At 69.4% G+C, this 18,831-nt stretch carries 30 protein-coding genes; 29 read left to right on the plus strand and 1 reads right to left on the minus strand.

Going from position 1 to position 18,831, the window contains the following annotated elements; all coding sequences use genetic code 11:
• The first annotated feature begins 328 nt into the window (after positions 1–328).
• From ACWDR4_RS38100 to ACWDR4_RS38190, 19 genes are all read left to right on the plus strand, one after another.
• Complete coding sequence (locus ACWDR4_RS38100; protein WP_450415323.1) at positions 329–1,960, plus strand: DEAD/DEAH box helicase; 1,632 nt, start codon at positions 329–331, stop codon at positions 1,958–1,960.
• 107 nt (positions 1,961–2,067) lie between these two features.
• Positions 2,068–2,679: a hypothetical protein gene (locus tag ACWDR4_RS38105; RefSeq protein WP_450415324.1), complete on the plus strand. Its 612-nt coding sequence runs from the start codon at positions 2,068–2,070 to the stop codon at positions 2,677–2,679.
• On the plus strand, positions 2,676–3,362 hold the full coding sequence (locus ACWDR4_RS38110) for a hypothetical protein (protein ID WP_450415325.1): 687 nt from the start codon (positions 2,676–2,678) through the stop codon (positions 3,360–3,362). Before ACWDR4_RS38105 ends, ACWDR4_RS38110 begins: the two co-directional genes overlap by 4 nt.
• Positions 3,359–3,526: a hypothetical protein gene (locus ACWDR4_RS38115; RefSeq protein ID WP_450415326.1), complete on the plus strand. Its 168-nt coding sequence runs from the start codon at positions 3,359–3,361 to the stop codon at positions 3,524–3,526. Before ACWDR4_RS38110 ends, ACWDR4_RS38115 begins: the two co-directional genes overlap by 4 nt.
• Positions 3,523–3,693 carry a hypothetical protein gene (locus ACWDR4_RS38120; protein WP_450415328.1) on the plus strand — a complete coding sequence of 57 codons (171 nt, stop codon included), beginning with the start codon at positions 3,523–3,525 and terminating at the stop codon, positions 3,691–3,693. Before ACWDR4_RS38115 ends, ACWDR4_RS38120 begins: the two co-directional genes overlap by 4 nt.
• Entirely contained in the window at positions 3,690–4,358 is a 669-nt protein-coding gene (locus ACWDR4_RS38125) for a hypothetical protein (protein WP_450415329.1), read from the plus strand. Before ACWDR4_RS38120 ends, ACWDR4_RS38125 begins: the two co-directional genes overlap by 4 nt.
• Positions 4,358–4,528 carry a hypothetical protein gene (locus ACWDR4_RS38130; protein ID WP_450415330.1) on the plus strand — a complete coding sequence of 57 codons (171 nt, stop codon included), beginning with the start codon at positions 4,358–4,360 and terminating at the stop codon, positions 4,526–4,528. Before ACWDR4_RS38125 ends, ACWDR4_RS38130 begins: the two co-directional genes overlap by 1 nt.
• Positions 4,525–4,791 carry a hypothetical protein gene (locus ACWDR4_RS38135; protein ID WP_450415332.1) on the plus strand — a complete coding sequence of 89 codons (267 nt, stop codon included), beginning with the start codon at positions 4,525–4,527 and terminating at the stop codon, positions 4,789–4,791. Before ACWDR4_RS38130 ends, ACWDR4_RS38135 begins: the two co-directional genes overlap by 4 nt.
• Before the next feature lie 103 nt (positions 4,792–4,894).
• Positions 4,895–5,326, plus strand: coding sequence for an RNA polymerase sigma factor (locus tag ACWDR4_RS38140; RefSeq protein WP_450415334.1), 432 nt, complete (start codon positions 4,895–4,897; stop codon positions 5,324–5,326).
• Positions 5,323–5,721, plus strand: coding sequence for a hypothetical protein (locus ACWDR4_RS38145; protein WP_450415336.1), 399 nt, complete (start codon positions 5,323–5,325; stop codon positions 5,719–5,721). Before ACWDR4_RS38140 ends, ACWDR4_RS38145 begins: the two co-directional genes overlap by 4 nt.
• A complete protein-coding gene (locus ACWDR4_RS38150) occupies positions 5,718–6,470 on the plus strand; it encodes a DUF6907 domain-containing protein (protein WP_450415337.1) in 753 nt (250 codons plus the stop codon). The genes ACWDR4_RS38145 and ACWDR4_RS38150 overlap by 4 nt, the downstream gene beginning before the upstream one ends.
• The gene (locus ACWDR4_RS38155; RefSeq protein WP_450415339.1) at positions 6,467–7,234 is read left to right on the plus strand and encodes a DUF2637 domain-containing protein; all 768 of its coding nucleotides are present in this window, start codon (positions 6,467–6,469) and stop codon (positions 7,232–7,234) included. Before ACWDR4_RS38150 ends, ACWDR4_RS38155 begins: the two co-directional genes overlap by 4 nt.
• Entirely contained in the window at positions 7,231–7,407 is a 177-nt protein-coding gene (locus ACWDR4_RS38160; protein WP_450415340.1) for a hypothetical protein, read from the plus strand. Before ACWDR4_RS38155 ends, ACWDR4_RS38160 begins: the two co-directional genes overlap by 4 nt.
• Positions 7,404–7,715: a hypothetical protein gene (locus ACWDR4_RS38165; protein ID WP_450415342.1), complete on the plus strand. Its 312-nt coding sequence runs from the start codon at positions 7,404–7,406 to the stop codon at positions 7,713–7,715. Before ACWDR4_RS38160 ends, ACWDR4_RS38165 begins: the two co-directional genes overlap by 4 nt.
• 32 nt (positions 7,716–7,747) lie before the next feature.
• Positions 7,748–7,981, plus strand: coding sequence for a hypothetical protein (locus ACWDR4_RS38170; protein ID WP_450415344.1), 234 nt, complete (start codon positions 7,748–7,750; stop codon positions 7,979–7,981).
• Positions 7,982–8,022: 41 nt separating this feature from the next.
• Complete coding sequence (locus ACWDR4_RS38175; protein WP_450415346.1) at positions 8,023–8,229, plus strand: hypothetical protein; 207 nt, start codon at positions 8,023–8,025, stop codon at positions 8,227–8,229.
• Positions 8,230–8,231: 2 nt separating this feature from the next.
• Positions 8,232–8,567 carry a DUF6257 family protein gene (locus ACWDR4_RS38180; RefSeq protein WP_450415347.1) on the plus strand — a complete coding sequence of 112 codons (336 nt, stop codon included), beginning with the start codon at positions 8,232–8,234 and terminating at the stop codon, positions 8,565–8,567.
• An 85-nt stretch (positions 8,568–8,652) separates the two neighbouring features.
• Entirely contained in the window at positions 8,653–10,767 is a 2,115-nt protein-coding gene (locus ACWDR4_RS38185) for an FtsK/SpoIIIE domain-containing protein (RefSeq protein ID WP_450415349.1), read from the plus strand.
• A 185-nt stretch (positions 10,768–10,952) separates the two neighbouring features.
• Positions 10,953–11,153, plus strand: a complete 201-nt coding sequence (locus tag ACWDR4_RS38190; RefSeq protein ID WP_450415351.1) for a hypothetical protein — start codon at positions 10,953–10,955, stop codon at positions 11,151–11,153.
• A 113-nt stretch (positions 11,154–11,266) separates the two neighbouring features.
• Here the strand turns inward: ACWDR4_RS38190 and ACWDR4_RS38195 are convergent, their stop codons facing one another.
• On the minus strand, positions 11,267–11,803 hold the full coding sequence (locus tag ACWDR4_RS38195; protein WP_450415353.1) for a PH domain-containing protein: 537 nt from the start codon (positions 11,801–11,803) through the stop codon (positions 11,267–11,269).
• Positions 11,804–12,004: 201 nt separating this feature from the next.
• On the opposite strand from ACWDR4_RS38195, the gene ACWDR4_RS38200 reads away from it, so the two are divergent.
• The 10 genes from ACWDR4_RS38200 (at position 12,005) to ACWDR4_RS38245 (ending at position 18,764) form a co-directional block, all read left to right on the plus strand.
• The gene (locus ACWDR4_RS38200; RefSeq protein ID WP_450415354.1) at positions 12,005–12,298 is read left to right on the plus strand and encodes an HNH endonuclease; all 294 of its coding nucleotides are present in this window, start codon (positions 12,005–12,007) and stop codon (positions 12,296–12,298) included.
• Between the two features lie 10 nt (positions 12,299–12,308).
• A complete protein-coding gene (locus ACWDR4_RS38205) occupies positions 12,309–12,539 on the plus strand; it encodes a hypothetical protein (RefSeq protein ID WP_450415356.1) in 231 nt (76 codons plus the stop codon).
• A gap of 2 nt (positions 12,540–12,541) precedes the next feature.
• The gene (locus tag ACWDR4_RS38210) at positions 12,542–12,835 is read left to right on the plus strand and encodes a hypothetical protein (protein ID WP_450415357.1); all 294 of its coding nucleotides are present in this window, start codon (positions 12,542–12,544) and stop codon (positions 12,833–12,835) included.
• Between the two features lies 1 nt (position 12,836).
• Entirely contained in the window at positions 12,837–13,100 is a 264-nt protein-coding gene (locus tag ACWDR4_RS38215; protein WP_450415358.1) for a hypothetical protein, read from the plus strand.
• A 124-nt stretch (positions 13,101–13,224) separates the two neighbouring features.
• A complete protein-coding gene (locus ACWDR4_RS38220) occupies positions 13,225–13,500 on the plus strand; it encodes a hypothetical protein (RefSeq protein ID WP_383215463.1) in 276 nt (91 codons plus the stop codon).
• On the plus strand, positions 13,463–15,022 hold the full coding sequence (locus ACWDR4_RS38225; protein WP_450415360.1) for a terminase large subunit domain-containing protein: 1,560 nt from the start codon (positions 13,463–13,465) through the stop codon (positions 15,020–15,022). Before ACWDR4_RS38220 ends, ACWDR4_RS38225 begins: the two co-directional genes overlap by 38 nt.
• 13 nt (positions 15,023–15,035) lie before the next feature.
• Positions 15,036–15,212 (plus strand): hypothetical protein, encoded by a 177-nt coding sequence (locus ACWDR4_RS38230; RefSeq protein ID WP_450415362.1) that lies wholly within the window; start codon positions 15,036–15,038, stop codon positions 15,210–15,212.
• Positions 15,212–16,390: a phage portal protein gene (locus ACWDR4_RS38235; RefSeq protein ID WP_450415364.1), complete on the plus strand. Its 1,179-nt coding sequence runs from the start codon at positions 15,212–15,214 to the stop codon at positions 16,388–16,390. The genes ACWDR4_RS38230 and ACWDR4_RS38235 overlap by 1 nt, the downstream gene beginning before the upstream one ends.
• Positions 16,387–17,196, plus strand: coding sequence for an HK97 family phage prohead protease (locus ACWDR4_RS38240; protein WP_450415366.1), 810 nt, complete (start codon positions 16,387–16,389; stop codon positions 17,194–17,196). The genes ACWDR4_RS38235 and ACWDR4_RS38240 overlap by 4 nt, the downstream gene beginning before the upstream one ends.
• A gap of 146 nt (positions 17,197–17,342) precedes the next feature.
• Entirely contained in the window at positions 17,343–18,764 is a 1,422-nt protein-coding gene (locus ACWDR4_RS38245; RefSeq protein WP_450415368.1) for a hypothetical protein, read from the plus strand.
• The last annotated feature ends 67 nt before the right edge of the window (positions 18,765–18,831 follow it).

Here is an 18,831-nt window from a genome sequence, read left to right on the forward strand (position 1 = left end):
AGGAAAACCCCGCAATCCGCGGGGTTTACCCGCAACGCAAAAAGCGGCTCCGACCTGCACGTCTACGGGGTTGCGGGGAATTGCGGGGAGTGGCTCCACCTCACCCATATAGGGGACGCATCACACACACCATGCGCAACACACGGCGTAGTGCGTCACCAAAAAGATTCCCGATCCCTATATGCGAAGACCTCTCAAACATTCCGCAGATTCCCGCAAAGCCCGCTTAGACGCAGCTCAGAGCCGGTTTGGATGCTCAGCCTCATCCCCGCAGAGATCCCCGCAGCATCCCCGCAGAACCCCGCAACCACGAACCGAGGTGACCGCCATGAGTGAAATGCCCGAGACGTTCACCCCGAGGCCGTACCAGGTCGACGCCATCAAGGCGCTCACCGCCGGCTGGCAGGGGCCCCACGACCGGCTCGCCGTCGTACTGCCCACCGGCGCCGGGAAGACCGTCGTCTTCGCCAACCTCATCCACGACCGCCTCGCAGCCCTGGCAGCAGCCGGCCAGCGAGCCCTGGTCATCGCCCACCGTGAAGAGCTCCTCGCCCAGGCAGCCGAGAAGATCCGCGCCGTATGCCCGCAGCTGCGCGTCGGCATCGTCAAAGCCGAACGCGACGAGCACCAGGACGCGGACGTCATCGTCGCCAGCATCCAAACCCTGGCCGTCGAACGGCGCCGCAAGGCCATCGAGGACATCGGCCTCGTCATCGTCGACGAGTGCCACCACGCCGCCGCACAGTCGTACATGACGGTCCTGGAGCACTTCGGCGCGTGGCGCGGCGTGCCCGTCGCAGGATTCACCGCGACCATGACCCGCACCGATGGAGGCCTCGCCGACGTCTGGCAGGACGTCGTGTTCACCCTCGACATCCTGGAGATGATCGAAGACGGCTACCTGTGCGACGTCCGCGGCAAGCGCATCATCGTTGATGGCCTCGACTTGGACTCCGTGAAGACCCGGGCGGGCGATCTGCAGGACGGTCAACTTGGTCAGGCCCTCGACGACTCCGGGGCGGCGAAGGTCATTGCCGAGGCGTACCGGCAGCATGCGGGCGACCGGCCCGGCGTGGTCTTCACGCCGACCGTGTCCACCGCCCAGTCGATGGCCGAGGCGTTCACCGCCGCAGGCATTCCGGCCGCCGCCATCTGGGGCGAGATGCCCAAGGATGACCGCGCCGCCGTCCTCGACCAGTACAAGACCGGGGCCGTCCAGGTCCTTACAAACTGCATGGTCCTTACGGAAGGGTTCGACGCCCCGTGGACGTCGTGCGTCGTCATCGCCCGCCCCACGAAGTCCGCTGGCCTGTACTGCCAGATGGCCGGACGCGGCCTGCGTCTGTTCGACGGCAAGAAGGATGCGCTGATCCTCGACGTGATGGGCGCCTCGACCCGGCACAAGCTGGCGTCGATCGTCGACCTCACCGGCCGCGAGGTCGTGATGCAGGACGAGGAGCAGACGCTGCGGGAGGCGGTGCGCGAGGCCGAGGAGAAGACCCGCCGCCTCGTCGACCTGTCGCGCGTCCAGGTCGAGGAGATCGACCTGTTCCACAGCTCGTCGGTGCGCTGGCTGAAGACGGACGACGGGGTGTGGTTCATACCCGTCGGGGACGCAGTATTCGTCTTCCTGGTCCGCAATCCGGCCGACCGGACGTACTGGCTGCGGCGGTTCGACGCTAACAACGGTGTCGTCGGACCCAAGCGCGACATCCCGCTCCCCCTGGCGGACGCCAAGGCGTGGCTGGAGCAGCAGGCCCGGGCCATGGGTAGCCGGTGGCTTGCCACCCGGGCCGCGCCCTGGCGTAACAAGCCGGCCAGTGTCAAGCAGCTCAACTTCTGTCGGGTGAACCGGATCCCGGTGCCGCCCGGGTGCACCGCCGGTGAGGTCTCGGACCTGCAGGCCGTGCACCAGTTCAGCACCATCCTCAGCCGTCTCAGTGTCATGGCCGCCGCATGATCAGAGGGGAGTCCGCGATGCAGCACGACTTCAGTCGTGGCGATATGACCACGACTCGCGACCTGCGTGGGGCAGCGGACTGCGCAGGTCCGGTCAACCGTGGCGATATGACCACGGTTGAGAAGGACAGCCTGTCCCCCTCAACTGCAGCCGTGACCGAGACGGTCACAACTGTGGTGCAGGCGACCACGGTTCCCCGGGTGATCGGCCTCGACCTCAGCCTCACCTGCACCGGCGTGGCCGGGGAGGGCTGGACCGACATCATCCGGCCCAAGGCCGGGGTCCGAGGTCACCCGCGGCTCGCCTTCATCGTCGACCAGGTCGCCATCCACATCCGCAACGCCGACCTGGTGGTCATCGAAGGGCCGTCGTTCGGCGGCGGAGTCGCCCACCGGCACGAGGACTTGGCCGGCCTGCGCGTCATGGTCCGCCACGCGTGCTGGCGCCGCAGCATCCCCTACGCCGTCGTCCCGCCCAGCTGCCGCGCCCTGTACGCCACCGGCAAGGGCTCCGGCTCCAAGGGTGCGGTCCGGGATGCGGTGCGCGGCCGGTACGGCGTCGAGTGCGACGGCCCCGGCCGGTACGACCAGGCCGACGCGTACACCCTCCTCGCCATGGGCCTGCACCACCTCGGCTGGCCCCTCGCCGTCGTCCCCGACGCTCACCGCCGCGGCCTCGACGGATGCCAGTGGCCCGACACGGAAGGACTCGCAGCGTGAGCGACACCGATCCGCCGCTGATCCTCTGGGGGCGCTGCCGTAGCGGGCGCCGCTGGTTCTGGACCGCCAACGAAGTCGGAGGCAGCGACGCCCACGGTTGGGCCGACACCCCCGACGAGGCTTCCCGGCAGGCCAACACCGCCACCGTGCAGCTGGCCGCCGGCCGGTACGCCAACATCCGCGTCCTACACGGCGTCGCCACCAGCAAACTCCGGCAGCTCAACGTCGCCAAGCGCCAGAGCAAGGCGTCCAAGGCGAAGACCGGCAAGGTCATCCCGCCCGCCAACCCCATCGGCTACCTGTACACGGTCAAGCCCGGCCGGTACGACCTCGACGACCAGACCTGGATCCCCGGCCGCATCGTCAGCCTGCCCATCGCCAAGAAGACCGCCAAGCGCATCTACTACCTGCGCCCCCGCGGCCCGTTCGAGTGGGAGCCCGGCTACGTCGACCGGCAGGAACTCGAACGGCACGGTTCCGTGCGGGCCGCGCACTGGCTGCTGCTGTTCGCCGAGCCGCCCGAGATCCCCAAGCCCGCCGCAGCGCCCGACCTGAAGGCGTTGAAAGCGGCGATGGCCGCAGCGCATCCCGACTTGGGCGGCGACGACGACGCGTTCATCGCCGCCCGTGAGCAGTACCTGCGAGCCAAGAACTGCACGATCAAGGAAGGACTCGCCGCATGAGTGACCACGAACTGCAGCTTCTGTCCATCGGCTTCACGGTGGGCGCGTACTTCATGCTGCTCACCCAGGTTGCCTTCCGGATGCTCGACGACCGCCGCGACCGCAAGGCCCTGCGCGCCGCCGAGGCCCTGCCCGAAGCCGCACGGCAGAGGGCCGACGCGTGAGCGCCCAGCAGTGGGCCGAGCGCATCCAAGCCGTCGTCCAGGCGGCCGAAGCCGACGGCTACGACGTCGAGATCGTGGACGACGAGAGCTGCACCTGCCAGCGCATCGAGGTCCGCGTCAGCAGGACCGACGCCGACGCTGCCCTGATCCTGGAGTGGAACGCATGAACCAGTGCGGACTGTGCGAACGCGACCTGGAGTACGGCTACTTGTGCCCCGGGGACGTGCTCGCCCTGGCGGCCAGGTTGGAGCGTCTGCCGAAGCTGTTCGTCGAGTTGGGCCTGTACCTGGCGCCCGCCGTCCGCCCGGCCGGTGAGCGCGTCAGTACCGGCCCGGCCGGGTCCCGGCTTCCCCTGAACGAGGTGGTCCTCGACCTGCGGCACGGCGGCATCGTCCTCGTCCTGGAGTCGTGGCGCTCCGACATCCAGTCCGTTCGAGGCTGGGGCGAACCGGCTGTCACGGGCGGCCTCGACTACCGGGTGATGCACGCCTGCCGGTGGCTCGCCATGCAACTGGAGTGGCTGGCCGCCTCCTACCCGGGTGCGGGCGACCTTGCCCGGGAGGTGCGGGAGCTGGAGGGCAACGCGTTGTCCATCGTCGGGGCGAAGCCGGACCGCGGCCGGCTGCTCGGCCAGTGCATCTCCATCGACTCGACGGGGGTGGCGTGCGGGGCGCCGATCCGCCACAAGACCGGTGAGACCGCCCTGGTCTGCGAGTGGTGCCACTGCGTGTACGCGACGGAGCAGGACTGGCTGTTGCTGCTCCTGCACCAGCCGAAGGACGACGAGAAGGGGTACGCACCAGTGCGTACCCCTGGCGGGGCGGTGGCGTGATGGCCGTCTACGTGACGTGCCGGGTGCTGAACGGGCGCGGCAACCAGTGCACGGGCGAGGCGGTCGACCCGGGCGCCGAGCTGAAGATCTGCGTGCGGCACTTGGCCGAGGCTCAGCGGCTCATCCATGAGGCGTTCCGGCGGGCGCAGCGTAAGGAGAAGACACGATGACTGATACTCAACGGGGGGTTGTGCTTAACCCCCCATGCGGTATTCTTCTGGAGGTGGAAGACACCCCATGGAGGGACCGGATCCGCGCGGAAGACGAGTTGCTGGAACAGCTCGACGCCCAAGCAGAACAGGCCCGGAAGAGGAGAGCTCACGCCCTGAAGGACGGGGTGGACGAGCTCGGCAGCGTCTACGCGCTGGCTAAGCATCTGAGCTTGAGCCAGACCGCAGTAGGCAACGCGATCAAGAAGTACACAACCGAATAGACAGCGAGGGCCGGACGACAGCTCTCCCAGGTGCTGGAACACCCGGGAGGCGCGCGCGTCGCCCGACCCTCTACCGAACATCCTGATGAACCCAGGAGTCGGCATGACCGATCTTTCCATGCCCGCGGACCACCGCGGCACCCCGGCGCAGCAGCTCAACGACCAGTTCGCCGCCGCGTACCGCGAGTACCGGTCGATGGTGCGCAACACCATCATCGGCAGGCTCAGCCAGTACGGCCGCGCCGACGTGCACCTCGCCGAAGACCTCACCCAGAACACGTTCCTCGCGCTCTACCGCTACGGCGACCGCATCCAGTACGGCAACCCCCGCCTCGCCGGCCTCCTGCGCGTCATGGCCCGCCAGTCCATCGGCCACCACTACCGGCTCCTGCGCAACCAGCACGAGAAGCCCGCCGACACCGGCCACTGGCAGTACAGCAACCGTGAGATGGGCGCCACCGCCGCCGGCTACTACACCCCCGCCACCACCGGCTTCCGCACCGCAGCCATCGGCGAGACGGGCGGCACCCGATGAGCGAGAAGCACACCCGCGTCGCCGAGCTGCACCAGCTGGCCCGCCAGGACTACGCCAAGGGCCAGCAGGAACGGGCCGCCGTCCCCAACCTGTTCCCGTCCTACGCCGCCGGCGTCCACGTCCCCGAGCCCACCGACCTCGCCGTCGCCATTCGCGTCGGGCAGCAGCTGCTCGACAGCGATCAGATCCTCTCCATCCGCGAGGCCCTGCGCCTCCTGCTGCGCGCACTCGGCGCCGAGCCGGTCGACTATGTTGTCGGCGCCGCCGAGAAGGTCCCCGATGCCGGGAAGCTTCCCGCCCCGGGCGCCGAGGACGAGGCCGCCCGCCGGTCCGTCGACCGCGCCTTCCCCGTCGTCGCCGCATTCCTCGCCAGCGAGCAGGAGGCCGGCCAGTGAGCAGCCAAGACCTGCCCGTGTACGGGCCGACCGAGGTGTTCCAGGAAGAGGACACCGCACCGGATGTGGTGGTGCGTGTGGCGTTCGCCCTGTCCCGCGTGCAGCTGCTGACGGCCCTGTCGATCGGCTTCACCGAGATGAACTCAGGCCGCGACGCTGAACACCTCACGGTGGACGAGGTGCGCCGGGAGGTTGAGGGCTGGCTGCATGCTGCGGCCTCCGTCGAACTCGAACGGTACGTGAGCCAGGGCCAGCTGACGGCGCACCCGGCCGAGGTGCAGCCCGTCATGGACGGGCTCGGGGCGGCCCTCGACCGCGCGTATCCGCCCGTCGCTGTCGGTGAGAAAACGGTCGCAGATCTGCGACCGGTGCAGCGGCCCCGCTACGGGGACGGCACGGTGACCCTGCAGACCCTCGACCACGGTGAGATCACCATCGCCGAGCCGGCCTGGTGCCTCGGTCACGACGGCGAGCAGATCGTGCAGCGCGTCGACGTCACCCACGTCGGGCGCACCATCGCGGCCGAGCTGGAGACGGACGGCGGAACCATCGAGTTCCTGCCCGCCCGGATCAGTTGGGGTCCGTTCGCCGAACTGCGGCCGGAGCCGTACCCGCTCGCCGACGTCGACGACTTCCCCGGCATGGACCCCGGCCTGTTGCGGGAGCTCGCCGCCGAGACCGCCCTGCACGCCGGCCGCCTCTACCGCCTGTCCAACGAGCTGGACCGGCTGTGGAGGGCGGACCGGTGACCGCCCCGATGAGCCGCATCAACGCCCGAGACGGCCTCGCCATCGGCGCCGCCGTCGTGACCGTCCTGCTCACCGCCGCCGCGTTCTGGCTGTCGTATGAACACCTGCACGACATCGCGGGCGGCAACGGCCTCGATGGCGCCCGCGCCTGGGCCTGGCCCGCCACCGTCGACCTGTTCATCATCGCCGGAGAGCTCCTCATGCTCCGGGCCTCCCTCGCACGCCAAGGCATGGACTGGTGGGCCGTCACCCTGGCCGCGTTCGGATCCCTCGGCTCCATCGCGCTCAACGTGTTCGGCGTCGGCGACGGCGCGCAGCCGATGGAGTACGTCGTGGCCGCCGTGCCACCCTCGGCCGCGCTCGTCGCGTTCGGCGCCCTCATGCGTCAACTCCATGAGCGGCTCGCCCAGGACGCCCAGGACGCGACCGCGTCCCCCGCCGTCCCGAGCGTCCCCGAGGTACCGACAGAGGCCCTCCAGGGACCCCTGTCCGAAGCCGAGGTAACCCTCGACCGGGTTGACGAGCAGGACGCCGACGGGACGCCCGAACTCCCGGCCTGGACAGGCCAGGACGCCGAAGACGGGCCGCCACCCGAGCCGCCCCTCATGACGTCCGCACAGGTCGCCCAGCGGTACGGCATCGAGATGTCCACCGTCCGCACCTGGGTTGCTGCAGGACGCCTCACCGTCCACTCCAAGGACGCCCGGAACCGAAGCTTCTTCCACCCGGACGCCCTCCCCGAGCACGAGGCGGTGTCGGCATGATGCGCCTCATCTTCGGAGTCGTCCTCGGTCTGCTCGTCGCCTACCCGACCCTGCTCGCCCTCGTCCTGGCCGCCGTCGCCACGGCCGTCGCTCAGCCTGCCGTCCTCGCGTTCGCCGCCGGTGTTCTGCTCTGGCCGCGCATCACCCGCCGCATGCGGGGGTGGACGGCATGAGCGACGCCCTCGACAAGGCCGAGGCCGCAGCCAGAGAAGCCGCGGTGAACACGGCCGCCGTACAGATCGCCCTCGCCGCCGTCGAACTCGCCAAGGCCGCCCAGCAGCAGCCCGCCCCGCAGGCCTGCCAGCACCAGCACCAGCCGGGACGCAGCGCGGGCGAGTGGCTGGCCATCGGCGGCGCCGTCTGCGTCGGCTCCATCGGCCTGGCGTTCGCGTCCATCGCGCTCGCCATCGCCGCCTGCTGCGCCACCGGCTGTCTCCTGATCCTCCGCCACCTCTGGAACGACCTGCGCAAGGGCCGCTGACGGTCCCTCCGTCCTCCGCAGCATCGTTCCAAATGGAACGTTGCCGTGGGGGCGCGGTGGGGCCGGACAACCCGGCCCACAACCGAGAGGAGCCCGCCATGGGCTGGTTCCGCAAGATGCCCAGCAGCGAGGACGCCGCACAAGCCCGCGCCAACCTCGACGCCGCCCGACAGGCCGCCGAACGCGCCAGCAAGGAACGCGACGCCGCGTTCTGGGAGGACTACGAGCGCCGTAACGGCCCCGGCTCCGTCGACTGGACCGGCTGACAGCTGCCCGATCCGCCCGTCCCGCAACCCAGAGGAACCCCATGACCCGAGACCAGGCCCTCACCGAGGCCCGCCACGCCGCCGCCAGGGCAAAGGAACTCGCCCGATTCGCCGACCAGGACCTGAGCCACCCCACCCTCAAGGCCGAGGTGCCCTTGCGGGCCGCCGCCGGCGCCCTGTGGGCCGACGTCGCATCCGCCTACGCCAGCATCGCCGTCGCACTGCCCGAGACCACCACGGAGGCCTGACCATGCCCAGTTCCTACACCCGAGGCGAAAAGGTCCGGCTGGCCTGGCTCGTCGCCAAGGCCGCGAAACAGTCCCTGGCCGGAGACCGCAACGTCGACACCATCGACGACAAGGTCACGCGCGAGGCAGACCGCATCGAGAAGCGCGCCCAGGAGCGCGGCGCCCGTGAGGCCGCCGCCCTTGAACGCCGACTCGACGACACCCGCAATGCCGCCGCTGCGGCCAAGACGACCATGCGCACCAGCCGCGGCAAGGACCGTGCGACCGCCCGCAGCGAGATGCAGCAGCACGAGCAGGCCGCACGCCGCATCGAACGCGAACTGCGCCGCTACCAGTAGCACCACCCCGGGGACGGCGTCCTACCGCCAAGCAGCCGCCGTCCCCGGGCCCCGCACGTCCCAACAGAACGACGGAGAGACCAGCATGACGAACAACGTCGTACAGCTCCACAAGGACGCACCCCAGGACGCCGAGGACGCCGAGGACGCCCAGGACGCCACCACGCGGCAGACCATCATCGACGTTGTCCAGAACGCCGAACCGCGTCCCGTCGACCCGCCCGACACCGCCATCGAAGGCACCTGGCTCGCCGAGAAACAGGCCTACCTCGCCGACGCCCCGCCCGTCGTACCCCCGGCCTTTCGCCGCTGGGACGCCTTCAAGGACACCGTCCGCTGGACCGCGTCCTACTACGGACACGTCACCGCCTTCCACACCCTGCGCGCCCCCGTCTACCTCGCCCGCCTCCTGCTGCGCTCCCCGCGCGGCACCGGACGCCTCATCGTCCGCTGGGGCAAGTGGGTCGCCGACACCGAAGCCCGCCCCGTCGAAGCCAAGGCCGCCGCGTCCGCCGACATCGAAGCGTGGCTGTCCCTGTCCCGCGAGAAGTCCCGCCGCGTCCGCCCCCGCCGTATCGCCTCCCTCGCCGTCGCCTCCAGCACCGGCATCACCACCATGGTCAGCGCGTTCATGGTGCCCGGCTGGACGCTCACCGCCTACCTCGGGGCCGCCGCCCTCGCAGGCCTGAACGGCAAGAAGGGCGGCAAGCCCCTCATCACCCGCTACGTCGCCACCAACATCCTGCGCCGCCTCGACAGCACCGAGGTGTTCGAAGCCCTCGCCGCGATCGGCATCGAAGGCAAGAAGGGGCGTAAGGGAGTCGAGTTCGCCTCCGAGGTCATGCGCGACGGCCCCGGCTGGCGCGCCGAAGTCGACCTGCCCCCCGGCATCGAGGCCACCGCCGTCCTGGAGAAGCGCTCCGCACTCGCCGCCGCCATGCGCCGCCCCATCAGCACGGTGTGGCCCGAGGGCGACCGCACCGCCCACCCCGGGCGCCTCGTCCTGTGGGTCGCACAGCGCGACCCCGCCAAGGCCACCCGCAAGCTGTGGCCGCTCATGAAGGCCGGCCAGGCCGACGTCTACGAGCCGCTGCCCTACGGGTTCGACCCGCGCGGCAACCTCGTCGAGATCACCCTCATGTACTCCAACCTGCTGGTCGGAGGCATCCCCGGCTCCGGCAAGACGTCCTGCGCGCTCGCCATCGTCCTCGGCGTCGCCCTCGACCCCACCGCCGAACTGTGGATCTTCGAACTCAAGGGGTCCGGCGACCTGGACGCCGTCCGGCCCGTCTGCCACCGCTACGTGTCCGGCGACGAGGACGAAGACCTGGAGGCCGCCCTCGGCGGCATGCGCTCCGGGATCGCCGAGTACCAGCGCCGCGCCAAGTTCATCAAGTCCCTGCCCGCCAACGAGGTCCCCGAGGGCCGCAAGGTCACCCGCGCCCTCGCCGAGAAGTACCCCGAGCAGCAGCTCGGCCCACGCGTCATCGTCATCGACGAGGTCCAAGAGCTGTTCACGCACGCCGAGTACAAGGACGAGGCCGCAGCCCTCGCCACCCGCCTCATCAAGAAGGGCCGCGCCTACGGCATCATCCTCATCCTGCTCACCCAGAACCCCGACGCACCCTCACTGCCCACGGGCGTCTCCTCGTCGGTCGGCACCCGCCTGTGCCTCGCCGTCATGGACTGGCGGGCGAACAACAACGTCCTCGGCACCGGCGCCTACGACCGCGGCATGCGCGCAACCGACATCAGCGTCGACGAGCAGGGCACCGGCATCCTCGCCCGGGGCCGCGAAGGCATCACCGTGCGCGCCGCGTTCATCAAGCAGACCGAAGCCGAGGACATCGGCAAGCGCGCCCTCGCGCTCCGCACCGCCGCCGGCACCCTCACCGGACAGGCCGTCGGCGCGGCCGTCGAGGAGCAGGACGTCGAGACGGTCCTCGACCACCTGCGCGCCGTCTGGCCCGACGGAGTCGAGGCCGTCCACTCCCACCGCCTCGTCGAGGCCCTCGCCGCCTACCGGGCCGACCTGTACAAGCCCTGGACGGAGATGGACGCCGCAGGCTCGTCCACCGCTCTCTCCGCCGCCCTCAAGCCCTTCAAGGTCGCCACGAAACAGCTCACGATCCGGGAGTGCTGCGGCGGCGCCAAGGGGCTCCGCTACGCCGATCTACCCGCCGCCGAGGACGGCGAGTAGAGCCCTCGGGCCGGTTTCGGCAAGGGGCTGTGGTTTCACCCCGCCCCGAAACCGGTTTCGCCCCCGATATCGGGTCTGGCCTGCAAAGTTTCGAGTTTCGGGCCCGCCGCCAGACCCTCGAATCAGCCCCGAACTCCGCGCCCGGAGAGACCACGTACTCGACACCACTGCCGCATCATGGGGCTATGGAGTCGCAGATCATCCGGCCCGGCCACCTCACCGCACACCAGACCGCCCGCGTTCTCGGCATCAGCCTCGACGGCGTCCGCCAGCTCGTCCGGCGCGGCCGGCTCCAGCGCTCCGGCGGCACCCCCCGACAGCCCTGGTACACCGTCGACGACGTCACCGCACTCGTCGTAGAACGCCGCACCCGCAACGCCGCTTGACCGCAGGTCAGGGCCGTGTCACGATCCGGGTGTACAACTGTGCCCTCAGACGGCACCCACAGACACATGACGAAGCGCCCGCCACTCCCCCCGGCGGGCGCTTCGTCGTGTCACTACAGACTGTCCAGGATCTTCGTGCGCCGGTCCCGGTACTCCTCATCCGTGATCGCACCAGCCGCACGCAGTTGGTCCAAGGTCGCCAGGCGAGAGGCGATGTCTCCAGCCGGAGCAGCCGCAGGCGCGGCTTGGGTCGGAGCGCTCGTCGCCTCCGAGATCCGCTGCCGCAGCAGATCCGCCAGCGCCTTCCCCTGATCCTTCGGCACCTGCTTGATCTCAGCCTTGTTGCCCGACGCGAACACCGTCAGCGTCCCCATCAGCATCCCGCCAGACCACTGCACAGAGCTGACGCTGCGGTACGGGAAGTCCTCCACCTTCTGCGACATCACCCCGTGGAAGTAGAAGACGAGCCGCTGGTTCGTCATCACCAGCAGCCCGTTGCCCTTGCCGTAGACGCCCGTGGCGAGCATCTCGACCGTCTCGCCCTCCCACAGCACCTCGGGCAGATGCTGGATCTCCCGCTTCGTCCCCACAGTGCTCGACAGCTTCGCCACGGCCGCGTCGATGTCCGGACGCACGTTGAACGTCGCCATATCGTCCCCCCTAATCGGTGATGCCCGGATCGTACCGAGCACCACACGGGGAACGACAGGCACACAGAAGTCCCGGACGGGGCTGCCGCTCTCCCGCAACGTGGTGCACCCGGCAGTGATCGAGGGATGCGGTATCCGCAAGGACCGTGGCGGCGCCCCAGCCCCGGGACCCTGGGGCGCCGATCAGCTTCCGGAGGTGACGTGGCCACCGACCGCAGCGAACTCACCAGCTACGAGTTCCGGCAGATGCGCGCCCGCCTCCTCGCCGAGTCCGATGTCTGCATCGTCTGCGGCCACGGCGCATCCGACACCGCCGACCACATCATCCCCGTCAGCAAAGGCGGCGCACGCAAGGACCCCGCCAACCTCGCCCCCATCCACGGCGTGACCGGCTGCCCCGTCTGCCTCCGCAAGTGCAACAACGAGAAAGGCGACCGGCCCCTCGCCGACGTCGTCCAGCTGCACACCTCAGTCGACTGGTTCGCCGGACCGTAGAGAGGACGCCATGGCCAAGCTCACCACCGAGCAGATGACCACGCACACGCTCACCCTCACCGAGGCCGAGCTGGCCGAGTGGCGCGAGGCGGCACGCTGCGCGCTCGACCTCGGCGGTGACAACGACGAGCACACCGCCACCTGGCGCACCATCTCCCGGCTTGGCCTGCCCACCACCCGCGGCAGCTTCACCGATCAGCACGCCAACCCCGCGCTCGTCGGCAACACGAGGGGAGGCTGACCATGGAGCTCGGGATCATCAGCCACCTGGAGATCAACGGCCAGGACATGACCGACTACATCCGCACGCCCGAGCCCTGGACTCTCGACCACCTGGTGCACGTCTTCGCCCAGACCAAGTCACGGCCTGGTCCGCTCACCGACGAGGGCGAGCGATGGATGGATCGCCAGCAGACAGGCAAGGTCATGGTCGTGTGCACCTGCGGCTACACCAGCGGGCTGATCGACCACGCCGCGCTGGAGGACACCGTGGCAGCGCTGGCCACCGAACACGCACCCACACTCGCGGGAGGCTGACGTGCCCGTGCCCTACGAGACCGCATACGGCCCGATCACCGCCGTTGCCGAGTGGCTGCGCGCCAACGACATCGACCCCAACGACGTGGCGCACGAGGGGCCGATCACCATCGACGGACAGTGCATCCGGTATGCGGCCCTGCTACGCAACGAGGACGGCCACCGCTACGTCGACCAGGCCACCGGCGGCGCAGCACGAGAAGAGCGGACCGCACCACTCAAGGTCGAGCCGCCCGAGAACGTGCAGGTCACAGTCGCGATCTGAGCTGATCCGGCTCGGGATCTCCCTGGGATTTTTAGAAATCGGACATATCGCAACCCCATGCCCAGCTTTTATTTTTCTCTCCCCGGCCCGATGCGTCGGGGATGATCTTGTAGAGGGGGCGGTCATGGGCCCCGTGGAGCAGGCCGTCCGGAGCGACGTCGAGCAGCTCGGTGACCTGGTCGGTGTCGAGCCGTCCCTGTCCGAGATGGCATACCGGCTGGCCCGCGAGATCGACGGCACCGCCGAGTGCGAGACGTGCGGCGAGCAGGTCCCCGCGCAGGACGACGGGCGGACGCTGCCCCAGTTGAACCGCGAGCTCCGGCAGACGCTCGCCCAGTTGCTGGAGGGGCGGGCGCCGGACGATGACGACGACCTCGGAGATCTGGCGTCCCCCGACTGAGTTCGCCGAGGACCTCAAGGAGCGGTACGGGCTGGAGTGCCCGCCGCTGTGGGGGACGCCTCGGCACCCGGACCGTCCGTCGCTTGGGCCGAAGCTGTGGAAGGTCATGGCCAAGCTCGGTGCGCCGCCGATGCCGTGGCAGAAGTACGTCACCGACGTCGCCCTGGAGATCGACCCCGAGACCGGGCTGTTCGCGCACCGCGAGGTGGGGCTGAGCGTCTCGCGTCAGCAGGGCAAGACGGAACTGATCCTCGGGTTGCAGGTCCACCGCGCGATGGCGTGGCACCGGCAGAACGTGGTGTACGCGGCGCAGACCCGAGGCATGGCCCGGCAGCGCTGGGAGGACGAGTTCTGGGAGAAGATCTCCGGCTCGGATCTGGCGAAACGTGCCCGCATCCGGAAGAGCAACGGCAACGAGGCGATCCTGTGGCCGGCGACGCGCTCGAAGATGGGCATCACCGCGAACACGGAAAGGGCCGGCCACGGTCCAACGCTCGACCTTGGCATCATCGACGAGGCATTCGCCCACGAGGACGACCGACTGGAGCAGGCTTTCAGCCCGGCCATGCTGACGAAGAAGATGGCCCAACTGTGGTGGGCGTCCGCCGGCGGGACGACCAAGTCGGTGTGGCTGAACAAGAAGCGCAAGATGGGCCGACAGCTGATCGAATCGTTGTTCGCCGCGCTCGCCGAGGACGCAGCAGCGCCCCGCTCACGGGCGGCGTACTTCGAGTGGTTCGCCCCCGAGGACATGCCGCGTGACGACCCTGCCACCTGGTACGCGACGCTGCCCGCGCTCGGCTTCACGGTCACCGAAGACGTCGTCCGCGCGGAGCTGGAGAAGATGGACCCGGCCGAGTTCGACCGTGCCTATCTGAACCGGACACGGAAGCCGACGCCGCCCGTGGACCCGAACGTTCCGAAGGGGAAGTGGCCCGGCCTGGTCGATGCGGAGAGCAGGCCGACCCGGGATGTGGCGTTCGCGATCGACGTGTCTCAGGACCGGGCGTACTCGTCCATCGCTGCTGCCTCGCTGCGGCCGGACGGCAAGGTGCATCTGGAGGTTGTGGCCCGCCGTCCCGGTACGGACTGGGTGGTGCCCGCCATGGTGAAGCTGCACAAGTTGTGGGCGCCAGTGGCCGTGGCGGTCGCCTCGTCGGGGGCACCGGCCGGATCACTCATCGACGACTTGGTGGCCGCGGGCATTGACGTGCCCAAGGACAAGGAGAACCCGGAGCGGGGCGACCTGGCCGTGATGCGGAGCGGCGACATCGTCGAGGCGTGCGGGCAGATGGCCGACGCGATGAACCAGGGCACCGGCCGGCACATCGACCAGGTGCCACTGACTGCCGCGGTGAACGGCGCGCGGACCCGGCGGAACGGCGACGCGTGGACGCTGGACCGCACCAGTTCACTGACCGAGATCAGCGCGTTCTGCGCGGTGACGTTCGCCCGCTGGGCGCTGCTGATCCGGGGCCCGCACGTGATCGACGACTACGACCCACTCGATTCGATCTACTGAACGGAGGGGGCGTGTGCGCGAGTTGATGACGACCGCGCTCGACATCGTGGGGCTGCTGCTGGTGGCGGCTGGTTCCGGCGCCGCGGCGTACCAGGTGATGGGGTGGGCGGCTCTTGCCGTCAGCGGCGTCGTGGTCCTGGCCGGGTCTGGACTGGCTGCCCGGCAGGCCAGGCAGAAAGGCGGCGGGTGATGAGCCTGTTCTTCCAGCAGCGGGCCTACCCGGGGCAGACCGCCGATCAGCTCATCCCGCCGCGCCCTGAGCAGCGCTCTGGCAGCGTGACGATCACCAACGAATCCGCGCTGCGGCACAGCGCAGTGTGGGCGTGCCTGCGGCTGCGGGCGAACCTGATCTCGACCATGCCGGTCGACGTGTACCGGCGGGTCGACGGGATCCAGGTAGAGGTGCCCAAGCCCCCGGTTCTGCTCAAGCCAGGGGGCGAGCGGGTCGAGATGCCCGAGTGGCTGTACAGCTCCCAGTTCGATCTGGACCGGGCGGGCAACTCGGTGGGCCTGATCACCGCGAAGGACGGGCTGGGCTTCCCCGCGCGCATTGAGCTGCAGCCGACCAGCGAGGTCACCGTGCGGATGCGCAAGGGCAAGCTGACCTACAAGATCGCGGGCATCGTGTACGAGCCGGACGAGGTCTGGCACGAGAAGCAGTACACCGTGTCCGGTCTGCATGTAGGCCTGTCCCCGGTGGCGTATGCGGCCTGGTCGATCAGCGAGTACTTGTCCATCCAGCAGTTCGCTCTCGACTGGTTCGGCAACGGCGCGGTGCCTAGCGCGCACCTGAAGAACACCGCGAAGACGATCGCCCCGGACAAGGCGGACGAGACGAAGCGTCGCTTCAAGGCGGCCGTCGCCAACAGGGATCTGTTCGTCACCGGCATGGACTGGGACTACAACATGATTCAGGCGGAGCAGGCGGGCGCGGACTGGATCGCCGCGAAGCAGTTCGGCATCGGCGACATCGCCCGTTTCTTCGACTGCCCGTCCGACCTGATCGACGCCGCCGTGTCGGGCAGCTCAGTCACCTACGCCAACATGACGCAGCGGAACTTGCAGTTCCTCGTCATGTCCCTGGGTCCGGCGGTGAAGCGGCGCGAGGATGCGCTGTCCGCGCTCACCTCGAAGCCGCGGTTCGTGAAGCTGAACACGAATGCGCTGCTGCGGATGGATCCGCAGACCCGGGCCAGCGTCATCAAGACCCAGGTCGACTCCCGTGTCCTGGCCCCGTCCGAGGCGCGCGCCCTCGACGACCGGCCGCCGTTCACCGATGCCCAACTCTCCGAGTTCGACCGGCTGTTCGGCAAGGGTGCCGCTCAAGCGCAGCCCACCACCGCGACCCCGACGGGAGCATCCTCATGACCGACATGGCGACCCTGCGGGCGCAGGCCGCCCAGGCCCGCGCCGGCGCTGCGGGATCCGCCTCGATGGCCGTTCCCCGCGACCGGCCCGAGTCTCCGGAGATCCGCTTCACCTCGCAGCTGCGTGCGAAGAAGATCATGCGCGACGAGATGGAGTGGTACCAGGTCGAGGGCTACGCCTCGGCGTTTGAGCAGGGCTACGAGATGTACGACATGTTCGGGCCCTACACCGAGGTGGTCTCCAAGGGTGCTGCGGACGCGACGCTCGCCGCCGACCCTGAGGTGGTGTTCCGCTTCAACCACGGTGGCACGCCGATGGCGTCGACGAGGAACAGCCGGCTTGAGCTGTGGGCGGATGATGACGGCCTCGGTCAGCGGGCCTGGCTGAATCCGAAGCGGTCGGATGTGCAGCTGCTCGTCCAGGCCATCGAGGACAGCGACGTGCGGGAGCAGTCGTTCATGTTCCGCATCACGTCGGGCCAGTGGTCCCCGGACTACACCGAGTACCGCATCCAGTCCTTCGACCTGGAGCGCGGCGACGTCGGCCCGGTCACCTACGGCGCCAACCCCCACACATCCGTGTCGGCGCGCAGCGGAGAACTCCTGGCGCTGATCCCCAACATGCCGATGCTGGTGGCCCGCGAGGCCTACGCCCGGCTGGCCGAGCGCGCCGACCTCGCCTCGACCGCGCTCGCTCCCGCAATCCCGGTCGCCCCTGCCGCGCTGTCACCGGCCGCGCCCGTGCAGGGCCGGTCCATCTCCATGCTCCGTACCCGCCTCCTCGTCCAGGACAGCGACGAGGACTAGCCACTCCGCACCACCCATCACGGCACGCCGTCCGGCAGATCGCCCGGAGGCGGGATTCCTCATCGGTGCCCGGCAGATCGCCCGGGGCCTGGCAAGGGGTCGCGCCGCAGCACACATCCACCTGATCTACCGGAGGTTCAACAGCCATGCCCGGAACCATCGACGACCTGATCGCCTCGATCGAGGTCGAGCTCGAGGCCGCGCACAAGCGGCGCAAGAAGTGCGGTGCCGAGGTCCAGCTCATCCTGGACAAGGCGCAGCAGGACGGCCGCTCCAACCTGTCCCCGGACGAGGACGAGCGGGTCGCCGAACTGTTCGCCGCCCGCGACCAGGCCAAGAACGACATCTCGGGTGTCGAGAACAAGCTCGCCAACGCCAACAAGATCAAGACGGAGGAGATGGAGCGGGCCGAGCAGGCCAAGCAGGTTTCTGCCACGCAGACCCGCAAGCCCTCCTACGACCAGGTCGCCCGCGTCGGCCAGGAGGAGCGGACCTACCGCCCCGACACCGACTCGCGCGGCAAGCAGTTCCTGATGGACGTGTCCCGACAGTTCCTGTTCCAGGACGTCGAGGCCTCGCACCGGCTCGCCCAGCACATGCGTGAAGAGCGTGTCGAGCGGGCCGAGTACATGCAGCGTGCGGTCGGCACTGGCGCGTTCGCGGGCCTGACCGTGCCGCAGTACCTGACCGAGCTGTACGCCCCGGCGACCGCCGCGCTGCGCCCGTTCGCGGACGTCTGCAACAAGCACCCGCTGCCCGAGTCGGGCATGTCCGTGAACATCTCCCGCGTCACCACCGCGTCCAGCGCGGCTGTGCAGGCGTCGGAGAACGCGGGGGTGTCCGAGACGAACATGGACGACACGCTGCTGACGGTGAACGTGCAGACCGCGGCCGGGCAGCAGACCGTCTCCCGGCAGGCGATCGACCGCGGCACCGGCATCGAGGACGTCACGATGCAGGACCTGTTCAACCGGGTCGCCACGGTGCTGGACTCCACGCTCCTCAACCAGGCCACCAACGGTCTGACGAACGTGGCCAACGCCAACGCGTACACCGACGGCACGCCGACCGGCGCCGAGCTGTACCCGAAGATCCTGGGTGCGGCTGCCGGGGTCGAGGGTGCGCTGCTCGCGATGGGTCGCCCGAGCCACGCGGTGATGCACTCGCGGCGCTGGTACTGGCTGTCGAGCCAGATGTCCTCGACGTGGCCGCTTATCAACTGGTCGGGTATCCCGGTCCAGGCGGGCGGCGTCGCGAACGCGGGCAGCGCCTACGCCTCCGGCCCCCGCGGCGTGCTGCCGTGTGGTCTGGAGGTCGTCGTCGACAACAACATCGTGACGAACCTCGGGGCGGGCACGAACGAGGATGAGATCTACGTGGTCCCGTCCTCCGAGTGCCACCTGTGGGAGGACCCGAACGCGCCCCTGTTCATCCGCGCCGAGCAGCCGGCCGCCGCCTCGCTGGGGGTGCTGCTGGTCGCCTACTCGTACTTCGCGTACACCTTCGGCCGCTACGCCAACGGCACGCAGAAGGTCGGCGGCACGGGCCTGGTCACACCGGCGTTCTGACGGTTCCTCGCGCGGCCCGGGCGAGTCTCCGGGCCGCGCGGCCCACCACGGCGTGACGACCGGAGGT

It is taken from the genome of Streptomyces sp. NPDC000878, from assembly GCF_053599695.1.